The organism is Candidatus Polarisedimenticolia bacterium (assembly GCA_036001465.1).
Lineage (GTDB): Bacteria > Acidobacteriota > Polarisedimenticolia > Gp22-AA2 > Gp22-AA2 > Gp22-AA3.
Window position 1 is genome coordinate 58,178 of record DASYUH010000099.1, and the last position, 13,962, is coordinate 72,139.

Below are 13,962 nucleotides of genomic sequence, written 5' to 3' on the forward strand. Positions count from 1 at the left end.
CATGTGCGGCATTGCCGGCATCGTTCATCTCGACGGCGGGCCCGTCGTTCCGGAAGACGTCCGGCGCATGTGCGACGTCATGCGCCACCGCGGACCGGACGACGAGGGGCTTTACCTGGGCGCCTGCGCCGGATTGGGAATGCGGCGTCTGAGCATCATCGATCTCGAAACCGGCCGGCAGCCGATCCACAACGAGGACCGGACGGTCTGGGTGGTGCTGAACGGCGAGATCTACAACTTCCGGGAGCTCCGGCGGGACCTGGAGTCCAGAGGGCATGCGTTCCACACGCACACCGACACGGAGACCATCGTCCACCTTTACGAGGAGTACGGCGACCGGTGCGTCGATCACCTGCGCGGCATGTTTGCCTTCGCCCTCTGGGACGAAACGCAGCGCCGGCTTCTCCTGGCCCGCGACCGTCTCGGAGTGAAGCCGCTGTACTACGCCGAGATCGACGGACGGCTCGCGTTCGCCTCAGAGCTCAAGGCCCTCCTCGAGCTGCCGTACATCGAGCCGGAGATCAACTGGCGGGCCGCGTCTCACCTGTTCACGTTTCTCACGACCCCCGCGTCCGACAGCATCGTCCAGGGGGTCCGCAAGCTACCTGCCGGGCACCTCCTGGTCGCCACGCCCGGCCACGGGACGCGGGTCCGCCCTTACTGGGACGTCCGCTTCGAGCCCGTCCATGGCCGGAGCGCCGGCGATCTGGCCGAGGAGCTGCGCGCGCTGCTGGACGAGTCGGTGCGCCTGCGGCTGGTGAGCGACGTGCCCCTGGGGGCCTTCCTGAGCGGCGGGCTCGACTCGAGTGCGGTCGTCGCCACGATGGCGCGCCACATGACAGGCCCGGTCAAGACCTTTACCATCGGTTTCAAGGACCAGGCGTTCGACGAGAGCGCGCACGCCCGGCGGGTCGCCCGGAAGTTCGGGACGGAGCACCACGAGCTCGTCCTCGAACCCGAGGTGGTCGACATCGTCGAGCGCATCGCCTGGCACCTCGACGAGCCGTTCGGCGACTCCTCGGCCATCCCCACCTACATGGTGTCGCAGCTGGCGGCCAAGCACGTGAAGGTGGTGCTCTCGGGCGACGGCGGAGACGAGCTCTTCGCCGGCTACGACAGGTACCTCGTCGAGGCGCGGAGGCGCGCCTTCCGGCTCCCCGCGGCGGCGCGCTGGACCGTCGGGGCGGTGGCCGCATCCCTTCCGCCGGGAGCAAAGGGGCGCAATGTCCTGCGCAACCTGGCGCTCGACGGACCGCACCGCTACCTGGACGAATCGACGCTCTTCCATCGCGACGACCTGGAGCGTCTGCTCATGCCCGAGGCCCTCGGTCGCATGGCGGAGGGCGATCCCTGGAGCGAGGAGCTGGGCTACCTGGCGCGGGCGGGCGGCCACTGGCTGTCGGCGGCGCGCTACATGGATATGAAGGCCTATCTGCCCCTGGACATCCTCACCAAGGTGGACCGGATGAGCATGGCGCACTCGCTGGAAGCGCGCGCGCCGCTCCTGGACCATCGGCTGGTCGAGTTCGCGGCGACGATCCCCCCCGACATGCTGCTGCGCGGCGGCACGACGAAGTGGATCTTCAAGGAGGCGATGCGGGGCATCCTGCCCGACGACATCATCGACCGGCGCAAGCAGGGTTTCGCCGTCCCGCTCGGCCGCTGGTTCAGAGGGAAGCTCGGCAGGTTCGTCCGCGACCTGCTCCTGTCGAAGCGCAGCCGGGAGCGGGGCATCTTCAACCCGATCGCAATCGAGACCCTGGTGCGACACCACGAGGCCGGGCGTCCGCTCGACCTGCACCTCTGGACGCTGCTCTCCTTCGAGCTGTGGTGCCGCGCCTTCGTCGACGCCCGCTCTTGGCGGCAGAAGGAGGTCGCATGCGCGTCGCTCTGATCGCGCCGGGCCCCGGTTCTCTGGGGGGGCAGGAGGTCCAGGCGGCGGCTCTGCAGGACCGCCTGCGGGAGGAGGGGCACCAGGTCACCCGGATCCCCATCGATCCCCGTTCCCCGCGGCCCTTGTCGTGGGTGCGCCGGTTGCCGTACGTCCGCACCCTGGTCAACCAGGCTATTTACATTCCATCCCTCGCGCGTCTGCGCGGGGTCGACGTCGTGCACATCTTCTCCGCGTCCTTCTGGTCGTTCCTCCTGGCTCCGGCGCCGGCCATCGCCGTATCGCGCCTGTTCGGGAAGCGGGTGGTGCTGCACTACCACAGTGGCGAGGCGGAGTCGCACCTGGCGCGATGGGGTATGCTGGTTCATCCCTTCCTGCGCCTGGTCGACGACATCGTCGTGCCGTCCGAATACCTGCGAGAGGTTTTCGCGCGTCACGGCCACCGCGCCCGCGTCATCCGCAACATCGTGGACACGGGGCGATTCCGCTACCGTGAGCGGCCTCCTCTTAGGCCGCGTTTCCTTTCTGCCCGCAGCCTCGAGCCTCACTATCGCGTGGAGGTGACGATCCGCGCCTTCTCGCGCTTGAAGAAGAGCTACCCGGAGGCCACGCTGACGGTGGCCGGGTCGGGAAGCCAGGAGAAATACCTGAGAGGCCTGGTGGCCGCGCTCGGGGCGGAAGGCGTGCGCTTCGCCGGGGCGGTCGATCCGCGCCGGATGCCGGAACTGTACGAAGAGGCCGACATCCTCCTGAACGCCTCGGTGGTCGACAACCAGCCGGTGTCGGTCCTGGAGGCCTTTGCGGCCGGGCTTCCGGTCGTCTCCACGGCGGCCGGCGATCTGGCCAACCTCATCCGCCACCGCACCACCGGCCTGCTCGTGCCGCGCGAGGACCCGGGGGCGATGGTCGACGCCGCGTCCTATCTCCTGGGGAACCCGAACCGCGCCCTGCTCATCGCCCGCGGCGCCAGGCGGGAGGCCGAGAAGTACCGCTGGGAGAGCGTGCGGAGCTCCTGGCTCGCGGTGTACGCCGGTCGACCGTCATGAGGCTGGAGCGCTTGTCGGGAATGGGATTCCAGGAGCTGGCGAGCCGCGGGCGGCAGGAGGCCGCGAAGTGGCTGGATCGCCTCGGCGCCTCGGTGGTCACCGAGGACGGCGCGCGGCGCAGGCGGCTCCTGGCCATCACGGGGGCGTTCGCATCAAGGCAGCCGGGGGACGCGGTGGAACGGGCTCTGGGACGGGCGTTTCAGTGGTTCAACGAAAACGCGCCGGGCCGGTTCTTCGACGGCGCCGCGAGCGACGGGACAGAGCATCTGCTCGGCCGGTGCCTGCCGCCTGCGCGCCTTCAATTGCTGGCGGCGGCCGGGACGATCGGTCGCAAACGGTTCGATCTGCTCGGTTACCGCGAGCTGTTCTTCGGCGACCCGATCGATTGGCGTCTCGACCCGCTCTCGGGACGGCGGGCCCCCTTCGCTCACTGGAGCCGGATTGATCTCTTTGATTCGGAGGCGATGGGCGACCCCAAGGTCATCTGGGAGCTGAACCGGCACCAGTGGCTGGTGACCCTGGGGCAGTCCTATCGCCTGGACGGAGACGAGCGGCATGCCGAGATGTTCGCGTCGTCGGTCCGGGAATGGACGGCGGCCAACCCCGTGGGGTGGGGCATCAACTGGGCCAGCAGCCTGGAGGTCGCCCTGCGGCTGATCTCCTGGTGCTGGGCCCTGCACCTGTTCCGGGGCTCGCGCGCGCTCACGCCGGATCTGCTCGCGGAGATGCGGGCGGGCATCCGCAGCCACGCGGCCCACGTCGAGCGCTACCTGTCGCACTATACCTCTCCCAACACCCACCTCACGGGAGAAGCCCTCGGCCTGTTCTATGCGGGCACCCAGCTTCCCGATCTCGCCGAGGCCGGGCGCTGGACGATTACGGGCGAGCGGATCCTGGCGGAGCAGGTCGCGCGCCAGGTGCTGCCCGACGGGGTCTACTTCGAGCAGGCGACCTGCTACCAGCGCTACACGATCGAAATCTACCTGCACTTCCTGATCCTTGCGTCGCGTTGCGGCCGCCGCGTCCCGGAGGCGGTGCCGGACAGGATCCGCAAGGCGCTCGACTTCCTGCTGGCGATCGCGACGCCCCGCGGCACGGTGCCGAGCATGGGAGACAGCGACGGCGGCTGGCTCCTGCCGCTGCATCGCCGGGATCCGAACGACGTGCGCGGTATCTTCTCGACCGCGGCGGCGCTCTTCGGGCGGGCCGAGTACGCCTGGGCGGCCGGCGGGCTGGCCCCGGAGACTCTCTGGCTCCTCGGTCCCGAGGGCGAAGCCGCCTTTCGAGCCGTGGCACCCACGCCGCCAAGGCCCTCTTCCCATGAGCTGTTCGGCGCAGGCGGGTACGTCGTGATGCGCAGCGGCTGGGGGCCGTGCGACCACCAGATCATCTTCGATGTCGGGCCGCTGGATCCCCCTTCCGCCGCAGGTCACGCGCACGCCGATCTCCTGAGCGTCCAATGCGCCCTGTTCGGAGAGCCGTGCGTCGTAGACCCCGGCACCTTCCGGTACGCGGCCGACCCCTTGTGGCGGGACATGTTCCGCGGCACGGCGGCGCACAGCACCGTCACGGTGGACGGCGCCGGGCAGGCCGTGCCGTCCGGCCCGTTTGCCTGGCACGCCGCGCCCCGCGCGCGGCTGCGGCGCTTCGCCTCCGACGATTCCCTCGGCTATGCCGATGCCGAACACGGCGCCTACTGCCGGCTTCCCGATCCGGTCGTTCACCGGCGCCGGATCCTGTTCCTGAAGCCCCGCTACCTCGTCATCGTGGATGACCTGGACGGGAAGGCCGAGCACCGCATCGACACGCGGTTCCAGTTCGCCCCGCTGCGGGCGGAGCAGCAGGACGGCTGGGTGCGCGCCACCGGACCGCGGAGAACCGGGCTCCTGATCCGCTCTTTCGCGAACGTCGATCTGACGACACGGATCGCCGAGGGTAGCGAGGCTCTCCCGGAAGGCTGGGTGTCGCCCGACTACGGACAGCGCAGGCCGGCGCCCATCATGATCGTGAGCGCCGAAGCGCTCCTCCCCCTTCGCATCATCACGCTCCTGGTCCCGACGGACGGCAAGCCCGGCCGGCCTCCCGAGGTGTCGCTCCTCGATCGGGGAGCCCGGCGGCCGGCCGGGCTCATCCTCGACGGGGGGCGGGACACGCTGAGATTCGAGGAAGAAGGGGTCGTCGTCAACGGTAGGAGTTTTCCTTGATCGACTGGAAGAAGGAGAAACGCATGTCATGGCTTCGCCCTCACGCGCTTGCCGCAGTCAGTGCCCCTATTCTGATCCTCTGCCTCGGACTACTAACGGGCTGCGGGGGCGGGGTCGGCACGAGCCACGTCATCATTCCCGAAGGCTGCGTGGCGACCCAGGCCGAGCTGCAGGGGACCTGGGTCATCAGCCACGTCGTCCAGACTCTGACCTGCCCCGCGGATTCGACGTTCCCGACGACCGCGTCGCCCGACAACATCACTCCCGTGACGGTGGTCAGGGACGAGTCTCTTCCAGGATTCAGGATCACCGCCACGGGCCTCACGGCCACGGTCGAGGACATCACCTGCCACATCGTCTGGACGTACCTGGATCACGACACGAACGCGCTATACGACTGTTTCACCACCTTTCATCCGGAAAGCCGGACGGCCGGCGGAACCACGGAGGCCGGACATTGCAGTCAGGTCACGCTGGTCGACAAGGACGGCATTTCGGGGGCGTCCTGCGTCATCCCGTCTCCCTACCTCGACACCTACATCGTGGTCGAGGGGTCCTGAAACCGCTCGAGACAATCCATGTGCGGCATCGTCGGCATCCTGAAGCTGCATCCCGGGGAGGGCGTGGAAGCGGAACGCCTCAAGCAGATGCGGGACACGCTCCGCCACCGAGGTCCGGACGGGGAAGGACTGCTCGTCGAGGGGCCGATCGGGCTGGGCCATCGGCGGCTGGCGATCGTCGATCCGAAGGGCGGCCAGCAGCCGATGGCGAACGAGGACCAGAGCGTGTGGATCGCTTGCAACGGCGAGATTTACAACCACCCCGAGCTCCGGCCGAAGCTCGAAAAAATGGGGCACCGGTACAGGACCCGCAGCGACAACGAGACGATCCTCCATGTTTACGAAGAAGACGAAGATCGCTGCGTCGAGTCCCTGCGGGGCATGTTCGCCTTCGCCCTGTGGGACCGCAAGCGAGGCCGGCTTCTCCTGGCGCGCGATCGGCTGGGAATCAAGCCTCTGTACTATGCTCTGACCGAGCACGAGCTGATCTTCGCCTCGGAAATCAAGGCAATCCTGGCGGCGGGTCCCATCAGGCCGCAACTTAACCAGGACATCCTCTCGGAGTTCCTGGCCACGCGCTTCATCGCCGGCGAGGAGACATTCTTCCGCGGCGTGCGCAAGCTCCTGCCGGGCCGGCTGCTGTCATGGTCGCCGGGGTCCGGGGTCACGCAGCGGCGCTGGTGGCGCCTGCCCGATCCCGTCGATCCCGTCGGCAGTACCATCGAGCAGCAGGCCGTCCAGGTGCGCGACCGGCTGGAGGACGCCGTGCGCAGCCACCTCATGAGCGACGTGCCGTTGGGACTGTTCCTGTCCGGCGGGCTCGACTCGACCGGGCTGGCGGTCCTCATGGCCCGCATGGTCCCGGAGCCGATCCAGACCTTCGCGGTCGGTTTCGACGACAAGGAGGCGAACGAGCTCGCCTTCGCGCACCTGGCGGCGCGGGCGGCGGGATCCGTGCACCGGGAGGTCGTGCTCGGCCCGGACGAGTTCTTCGCCGATCTGCCGCGTCTCGTCTGGCACGAGGACGAACCGATCGCCTTCGAGTCGAGCGTGCCGCTGCACGCCGTCTCCCGGCTCGCCAGCCGGCACGTCAAGGTGGTGCTGAGCGGCGAAGGGGCGGACGAGCTGTTTCTCGGCTACAACCGGTACCGGGTCACCGCGTGGAACGAGCGGCTCGGAGAAATGTACTGGCGCCTGGTCCCCTCGGCTCTCCGGGGGCGGACGAGCCGGATCGTGAAGGGGCTTCCCCGGATGGTGCGCCGGTACGCCGAGCGCACCTTCCTCGGGCTCGAGCCCGGTCCCCGCGAGCTGTTCTGCGAAAACTTCGCCGTCTTCCCGGAGTTCCTGCAGAGCCACCTCCTGCTGGCCGGGACTGCGCCGGCCGGCCGCGATCCCTATGGGGATGTCCTGCGCCTGTTCGACGAGGCCGGGGGGGAGACGCTCGACCGGATCGGGCGCGCCGACATCCAAACCTACCTCGTCGAGCTGCTGATGAAGCAGGACCAGATGAGCATGGCGGCATCCCTGGAGAGCAGGGTTCCGTACCTGGATCACCCGCTGGTGGCGCAGGTCACGGCGCTCCCGGCCCGCTTCAAGCTGCGCGGCTGGCGAACCAAGGCCATCCTGAGGGCGGCGCTGAAAGACGTCGTGCCGCGGGCGATCCTCGAGCGCCGCAAGATGGGGTTCCCCGTGCCCTTCGGCAAGTGGATCCGGGAAGGATGGTGGTCCGTGGTCCAGGAGTTTGTGCTCTCCCCACGGACGCTAAGGCGCAATCTGTTCGATCCTACCGTCCTCAGGACCCTGGCGATGGAGCACCACGCCGGTACCGCCGACCATGACAGCCGCCTGTGGCTCCTCGTGAATCTCGAGATCTGGCAGCGGATCTTCCTCGATGGCGAGGAGCCGCACTCCATCAAGATCCGCCCGGGCGCCTGATTTCGCGGGCGCGGAGAAAGGCATCCATGAATCATCGATCGATATCCTGGCTCCTGATTGTCCTCGCGCTCCAGGCCGGGGCCGCGGGCGGCCCTCCCTCCGCGAACAAAGATGACCGACCCGCGCTCGCCGGCAAGCTGCAAGCCGCGCCGGGCGATGCGAGCCTGTACCGGAGCGAGGACGGCGGAGCCACCTGGAAGGCCATCGGCCTCGGCTCGCTCGGGGTGAGCGCCCTGGCCATCGATCCCGCGAACCCCTCCACCCTTTATGCCGGGACCGAGACCAGCGGCGTCTTCAAGAGCACGGATCGGGGGGAAACCTGGTCGGCCAGGAACGCCGGATTGAGGAGCCTCTCGATCAATGCGCTCGGGATCAATCGATCCATACCGTCCGTGATCCATGCCGCCACATCGGGCGGCCTGTACAGGAGCAGCAATGCCGGGGCGAGCTGGAACGCCGTCGGCCCGAAACTGTCCAACCCCGTGTTCCGCTCCGTGGTCATCGACCCCGTCGTCCCCACCACCCATTACGCGGCCGACGCCGTCTGGGTCGCCAAGAGCGTGGACGGCGGCGAGACCTGGACCTACTCCACCGTGGGCGGCGACTACGTGACCTCGCTGGCCGTCGACCCGAAGACCCCGACCACGCTGTACGCCGGCGTGTTCCATGCCACGCCCCGTGGCGGCGGTGTCTACAAGAGCGTCGATGGGGGTATCAAGTGGACCTTCGTCAGCGGGAGCATCATCAGTCCCGCGGGGCGGTATTACGACGTGAACTCCCTCGCCATCGACCCTTCGGGAACTTCCGTCGTATACGCCGGCACGGGCGGAGCGGGCGTCTTCCGGAGCACCGATGGCGGATCGACCTGGACGGCGGCGAACGCCGGGCTGGGCAGCGTCTCGGTGTGCGCCCTGGCGATCGATCCCAGAAGCCCGTCCACCATCTATTCCGCCGCCGACGGTCGTGGAGTTTTCAAGAGCACCGACGGCGGGAAGACATGGACGGCGACGACCGCGGGGCTCGGCATCCGCCTGCCGGCCGCCCTGGCGATCGACCCCACGAAGCCGGCCAGGGTCTATGCCGGCCTGCGCGGCGACGGCACGGACGCCTCGGCGGCGAAGCTCGCGCAGGGCCTATGACGATCGCCGGCACGCCAGCCGCCCAGCGGCATCCCGAGAATCAGCCGGCGCTCGAGGGGGCGTCGATCATCTGCTTCGCCCACGACTGGGGCGGCGATCCCACCAGCAAGACGCACATCATGCGGATCCTTGCCCGGAGAAACCGCGTCCTCTGGGTGAACTCGATCGGCATGCGCCGGCCGGCCGCTTCGGGACGCGATCTCCGGAGGATCCTCGACAAGCTGGCGAAGGGCCTCCGAGGGTGCCGGGAGGTCGAGACGAACCTGTTCGTCACCAACCCCCTGGTGGTCCCGCTGCCGGGCTGGGGCCTGGCCGACCGCCTCAACGCGGGCATCCTGGCCGCCACGCTGCGCCGCCTGTGCCTGCGGCACGCGCTTCAGGATCCGATCCTCTGGAGCTTCCTGCCGAACGTCGGCCGGCTGCTGGGCCGCCTCAGCGAGCGCCTGGCGATCTATCACTGCGTGGATGAATACTCGGCCTTCTCGGGCGTGTCGCGTGACACCATCGCCCGCATGGAGCGCGACCTGGTCCGGCGTTCCGACTTGGTCCTGACCTCGTCCGAGCAGCTGTGCGCGGATCGGATCGCGATCAACCCGAACACCCGCTTCGTGACCCACGGCGTGGACGTCGGCCACTTTGGACGGGCGCTGGACCAGGGGGTCGAGGCGCCCGCCGATCTTCGCGACCTTCCGCGGCCCGTCATCGGGTTCTTCGGCCTCCTGGCGGACTGGGTGGATCTCGATCTGGTGCGGGCCATGGCCATGGCGCGGCCGCGCTGGTCGTTCGTCCTTGTGGGGAAACAGGCGGCCGGCGTCGGCGCCGTCCTCGGCCTGCCGAACGTCCACCTGCTCGGGCAGAAGCCCTACGCGCTCCTGCCGGCCTACTGCCGTGGATTCGACGTGGGGATCATTCCCTTCCGGAGCAGCGATCTGACTTGCCGGGCCAATCCGCTCAAGCTGCGCGAGTACCTGGCCGCCGGCCTTCCGGTCGTGTCCACTCCCCTTCCCGAAGTGGCGCGCTACCGGCCGTTCGTGCACCTCGCCGAGGGCGCGCCCGCCTTCATCCGGGCCGTCACGGCCGCCCTCGGCGAGCGCTCCCCGGCTCTGGACCGGGCGCGCTCCGTGGCGATGGAATCCGAGAGCTGGGAGGCGCGGGTGGCGGAAATCGAGCGGCACATCGCCCGGACCGGCGTCCGGGCCGGCTTCCCTGCTCTCCAACCCGCGATGTCGGGTGCTCTGCCATGACCGCCGCGGTGATCTTCTGGGCCTCGCTCATGCTCCTGGTCTACGCCTACCTGGGATACCCGGCCCTGATAGGAGCGTGGGCCCTGCTCCGTCCGCGCCCCACCGTCAGAGGGGCGATCCTGCCGACGGTGACGATCGTGGTGGTGGCCCACAACGAGGCGGAGCGAATCGAGGCGCGGATCGAAAACCTGAGGTCGCTCGACTATCCCAGGGGTTCCCTGGGGATCCTGATCGTCTCGGACGGATCGACCGACGGCACCGCGGAGCGGGCCCGGGCCGGTTCCCCTGGAGGCATGCAGGTGATCGCCTTCGCGGCGCGGCGGGGGAAGCCGGCGGTCCTCAACGAGATCGTGCTGCGCTTGCGCGGGGATATCGTGGTGCTGGCGGACGCCAGGCAGCGTTTCGATCCCGGTGCCCTGCGGGCGCTCGTGGCCCCCTTCGCCGACCGCGAGGTGGGCGCGGTGAGCGGGGACCTGGTCCTGACCGGCGACGGGGGGCGCACCGCCGTGGGCCAGGGGGTGAGCGCCTACCGGCGCTACGAGAGCTTCGTGCGTCTCTGCGAGAGCCGGGTCGGCTCCACGGTGGGCGCGACCGGGGCGATCTGCGCGATTCGCCGCACTCTCTTCTCGCCGCTTCCCCAAGACACCATCCTGGACGACGTCCTGATCCCGATGCGGATCGCCCGGCGCGGGTACCGGGTGCTTTTCGAGCCGGCCGCTCGCGCCTTCGATCGGGCGCCGGGGACGGCGCGGGAGGAGTTCGGTCGCAAGGCGCGCACCCTGGCGGGGAATTTTCAGCTTCTCTTCCGGGAGAAGTGGCTGCTGAACCCGCTGGGGAACCCGCTATGGCTTCAGGCGGTCTCGCACAAGGGCTTGCGCCTGCTGGGGCCCGCCTTGCTCCTCGCGGCGTTCGCCTCGAACCTGTTCCTGGTCAGCCGGCCGGGCTACGGCCTGACGTTGCTGGCGCAGGTCACCTTCTACACCGGCGCGCTTCTCGGAGGGCTGCTGCGCGGCAGCGGGAGGGTCCTCGCGCTCTTCAGCCTGCCGTACACGTTCTGCCTTGCGAACGGCGCCGCTCTGGCCGGGGCTTTCAGGTTTCTCGCCTCACGTCAGCGGGTGACCTGGGACAAGACGTCGGCATGAGCGGGTGCTCAATCAAAGGGTCTTGAAGATGAAATCCGGCGAAATGGCCAGGTTGCCCGCCGCATCGCGCGATCGGACGCGGCAGTGGTAGAGGGTGAGGGGCGCCAGGCCGGCGAGGATCTGCGAGTGCGTGGTCACCAGGGAAGCGTCCAGCGTCGTGGTGGAGCCGTAGGCCGTTGTGGTCCCGTACTCGACTTGCGAGTCACCGGGCTCATCCGTCGTCCATCTCACGAGCTCACCGCTGCCGCTCAGGTTTTTCATGGCGAACGCCCGCGAGATCAGCGGGGGCGTCGTGTCCAGAGCGGGCGCGACGTTGAATCGACGTTGAACAGGGACGACACGTCGCCCGGGCTGAGGGCCCGGTTGTAGATCCGGACGTCGTCGAGCCGGCCCGGAAGGCAGGGACTGGCCGTCCCTGGGTATTGCGCGAGGCTCAGGCCCTGCGTCGTGGTCGTTGCGCCCGGCGTCCCGGTCCAGGGCCGCGACGCCCGCAGCGTGCCGTCGACGAACAGGCGCCCGCCCGATGCATCCACGATGAAGGCCACGTGGTGCCACTGGCCATCGTTGAACCCGGGCGTCGCGAGCGTGCACCCGCTGCCGTCCCAGACGTAGTTCGACGCGTCCCTGAAATACCACGCGCACAGATTGCCGCCGCTGGTGAACACCTGGTAGCCGCTCAACGAAGCGGGGAAGTACTTGTTGACCAGGCCGCTCAGAGTGCTTGTCGCCGTATTCACCCAGAGCGAAACCGTGAGGGGATAGGCGTCGAGCACGGCCGCGTGGGGGACGCTGACGCTTTCGTCCACGCCGTTGAAGGACAGGGCCCCGCCCAGTCGGCCGGGGACGTGGAGCGGGCCGTTCAGGAGCGTGCCGGTGCCGCCGCTGCCGGACGAGTCGGCGGCGAGCGCGCCCGACAACTCATCGAGCGTCCAATGGCCGATCGGGCCGGACGCCGGAGTCGTCACGGCGCTGGTCGTGAAGGTGAAATCCCCAGAGACGGCGAGGTTGCCCGCCGCATCACGCGATCGGGCCCGGACGTGGTACAGGGTGCCCGCCGCCAGGCCGCCCGGCGCCTGCGCGTGGGCGAGCAGCAGCGCCGGATCGAGCGAGGTCATGCTGCCATAGGCGGTGGTCGGCCCGTACTCGACCTGCGAGTCGCTCGCTTCGCTTGTGGTCCAGCTGAGCAAAGCCCCACTGGAAGTCACCTGCGTGACGCTGACCCCGGAGAGCACGGGTGGTGCCGTGTCGCCGGAAGCCGGGCTCACGAGTAGCTGCGCGGGAACCTTGACGACGAAGGCGTCCTGCCGGCTGCCGCCCATGTTGGAGGTCCAGATGAGGTACTGGCCGGTCGGGTCGAGGTTCCCCTTAGGCAGCTTCGAGTAGACCTCGCTGCCCCCACCGGGAGCGTCCAGGTTGGTCATCACCGGAGCCACAACCAGAACGTCCAGAGACGTGTCCAGGCGGAAGCAGATGATCTCGTTGGCGCGGTTGGAGTTGATCCGGTTGGCGCCGGTGCCGCACGCGTACTGCTGCCCGAGCGGCGTCCCGGGCTTCGCGTTGGCGAAGCTCACGTGGGCCGGCGCCGCCACAGACCAGTCCATGTTGTGGTGGACGAGCGGGGCCCGGAGCGGGTCCGTGCCGAACTCGAAGACGCGGATCGCATTGGGCAGGCTGTGCCAGTTGTCCGAGTAGACCATGTTCCCATACCCATTGTCCGAATGGCCGGCGGCGCCGTTCTGGTCGAGCAGGACCTTCTCCACTCCCGATTGAAGGTCAATAATCCGGTTGTCCTCGCCGTAGAGCCCGTCGACGTTCTCCTTGATCACCAGCCACCGGCCGCTCTTGTCGATCTGGCACTCGTCGAAGTCGCCATTCCTGGGAAAGTAGGAGAACTGCCGGGTGTCCTCGCGGTACGCCAGGCAGCCCAGCATTTCGTAGTTGACCGATGATCGGAGGGTCGCCGAATGGACCCGGTCGTCGCTGCTGGAGTGCACCTGCCAGATGTACTTGTCGCTCCCGTACTGGGGAGCGGCGTCGAACACCGTCTGCATCTGATGGGCGACGACGTCGTAGCGCAGGAGGGACGACCCGCTGTTCAGATAGAGGGCGGTGGGCAGGGTCGCGCTGAAGTACCAGCCTTCCCCCGAGGCCCAGGAGAGAGGACTCGCGGAATCGAACAGCGGCCCCACGACGCGGACCTCGTCCGTGACCTTGTTGTAGCTGAACAGCGTGGGACCGCTGCCGCCCTTGGAACGGCTCAGCCCGAGGAAGATGAGCATGGTGTCGCTCCCGGCCGAGTTGTTCATGTTGCTCCAGTACGAGTACCCCACGGACTCCAGGCAGTCCGATCCCCCGCAGTCCGTGCCGTTGGTGATTCGGACCCCCTGGGTGTTGTAGGGGGGCGGGAAGACGAATGCCCCGCGCGCGGGAAGCAGGGACTGGATCTGGGTCGAAGTCAGAAGCGGACGCACGGAGGTGCTGTTGGTTTTCTCGATGAAGCCGCCGGGAACGCTCGTCGAACTCGAGTCGGAAGCGCTCTGGGCGAACTGGGGCCGGGGTGAAGGGACGGCGATCGCCGCGATGACGGCAACCTGGATTGCCCGGTGGACGAAACGAGGGCTGAACCAGTTCATGGGGCCCCTCCACTTTCCCCACGGCATACGGCTCAATCCCGCAGCCTTCCGGCATGGCTCCCCTGCTCGTGGAGAGATCATCCGCCATGAGGAGTGGCTGATAGGAGCAAGCGATGTGCCATGCAGGGATGCACGCCGTCCTGGTGTCCGGATCCTGCTGCGAAGCGG

General features: G+C 68.5%; 10 protein-coding genes. 8 read left to right on the top strand and 2 right to left on the bottom strand.

Annotated features, from left to right (window positions below; all coding sequences use genetic code 11):
* The first annotated feature begins 1 nt into the window (after window position 1).
* The 8 genes from asnB (VGV60_17570) (at window position 2) to VGV60_17605 (ending at window position 11,161) form a co-directional block, all read left to right on the top strand.
* Window positions 2-1,894 (top strand): asparagine synthase (glutamine-hydrolyzing), encoded by a 1,893-nt coding sequence (gene asnB, locus VGV60_17570; protein ID HEV8703083.1) that lies wholly within the window; start codon window positions 2-4, stop codon window positions 1,892-1,894.
* A complete protein-coding gene (locus VGV60_17575) occupies window positions 1,879-2,937 on the top strand; it encodes a glycosyltransferase family 4 protein (GenBank protein ID HEV8703084.1) in 1,059 nt (352 codons plus the stop codon). The genes asnB (VGV60_17570) and VGV60_17575 overlap by 16 nt, the downstream gene beginning before the upstream one ends.
* A gap of 20 nt (window positions 2,938-2,957) precedes the next feature.
* Window positions 2,958-5,141: an alginate lyase family protein gene (locus VGV60_17580; protein ID HEV8703085.1), complete on the top strand. Its 2,184-nt coding sequence runs from the start codon at window positions 2,958-2,960 to the stop codon at window positions 5,139-5,141.
* Between the two features lie 149 nt (window positions 5,142-5,290).
* Window positions 5,291-5,701, top strand: a complete 411-nt coding sequence (locus tag VGV60_17585; protein ID HEV8703086.1) for a hypothetical protein — start codon at window positions 5,291-5,293, stop codon at window positions 5,699-5,701.
* An 18-nt stretch (window positions 5,702-5,719) separates the two neighbouring features.
* Window positions 5,720-7,636: an asparagine synthase (glutamine-hydrolyzing) gene (gene asnB, locus VGV60_17590; GenBank protein HEV8703087.1), complete on the top strand. Its 1,917-nt coding sequence runs from the start codon at window positions 5,720-5,722 to the stop codon at window positions 7,634-7,636.
* 26 nt (window positions 7,637-7,662) lie between these two features.
* On the top strand, window positions 7,663-8,775 hold the full coding sequence (locus tag VGV60_17595) for a hypothetical protein (protein ID HEV8703088.1): 1,113 nt from the start codon (window positions 7,663-7,665) through the stop codon (window positions 8,773-8,775).
* Window positions 8,772-10,019 carry a glycosyltransferase gene (locus VGV60_17600; GenBank protein HEV8703089.1) on the top strand — a complete coding sequence of 416 codons (1,248 nt, stop codon included), beginning with the start codon at window positions 8,772-8,774 and terminating at the stop codon, window positions 10,017-10,019. Before VGV60_17595 ends, VGV60_17600 begins: the two co-directional genes overlap by 4 nt.
* Window positions 10,016-11,161, top strand: coding sequence for a glycosyltransferase family 2 protein (locus tag VGV60_17605; protein HEV8703090.1), 1,146 nt, complete (start codon window positions 10,016-10,018; stop codon window positions 11,159-11,161). The genes VGV60_17600 and VGV60_17605 overlap by 4 nt, the downstream gene beginning before the upstream one ends.
* A 12-nt stretch (window positions 11,162-11,173) precedes the next feature.
* Here VGV60_17605 and VGV60_17610 read toward each other — a convergent pair whose 3' ends face one another.
* Together VGV60_17610 and VGV60_17615 are read right to left on the bottom strand one after the other, a co-directional pair.
* Window positions 11,174-11,422, bottom strand: coding sequence for a fibronectin type III domain-containing protein (locus tag VGV60_17610; GenBank protein ID HEV8703091.1), 249 nt, complete (start codon window positions 11,420-11,422; stop codon window positions 11,174-11,176).
* Window positions 11,423-11,439: 17 nt separating this feature from the next.
* Window positions 11,440-13,794 (bottom strand): LamG-like jellyroll fold domain-containing protein, encoded by a 2,355-nt coding sequence (locus VGV60_17615; protein HEV8703092.1) that lies wholly within the window; start codon window positions 13,792-13,794, stop codon window positions 11,440-11,442.
* Window positions 13,795-13,962 lie beyond the last annotated feature (168 nt).

Bases quoted from the DNA above. Each gene is read 5' to 3' on its own strand.
- VGV60_17580 (HEV8703085.1), top strand. From the start codon at position 2,958: ATGGGATTCCAGGAGCTGGCGAGCCGCGGGCGGCAGGAGGCCGCGAAG.
- VGV60_17600 (HEV8703089.1), top strand. From the start codon at position 8,772: ATGACGATCGCCGGCACGCCAGCCGCCCAGCGGCATCCCGAGAATCAG.
- VGV60_17575 (HEV8703084.1), top strand. From the start codon at position 1,879: ATGCGCGTCGCTCTGATCGCGCCGGGCCCCGGTTCTCTGGGGGGGCAG.
- asnB (HEV8703083.1), top strand. From the start codon at position 2: ATGTGCGGCATTGCCGGCATCGTTCATCTCGACGGCGGGCCCGTCGTT.
- VGV60_17605 (HEV8703090.1), top strand. From the start codon at position 10,016: ATGACCGCCGCGGTGATCTTCTGGGCCTCGCTCATGCTCCTGGTCTAC.
- asnB (HEV8703087.1), top strand. From the start codon at position 5,720: ATGTGCGGCATCGTCGGCATCCTGAAGCTGCATCCCGGGGAGGGCGTG.
- VGV60_17615 (HEV8703092.1), bottom strand. From the start codon at position 13,794: ATGAACTGGTTCAGCCCTCGTTTCGTCCACCGGGCAATCCAGGTTGCC.
- VGV60_17610 (HEV8703091.1), bottom strand. From the start codon at position 11,422: ATGAAAAACCTGAGCGGCAGCGGTGAGCTCGTGAGATGGACGACGGAT.
- VGV60_17595 (HEV8703088.1), top strand. From the start codon at position 7,663: ATGAATCATCGATCGATATCCTGGCTCCTGATTGTCCTCGCGCTCCAG.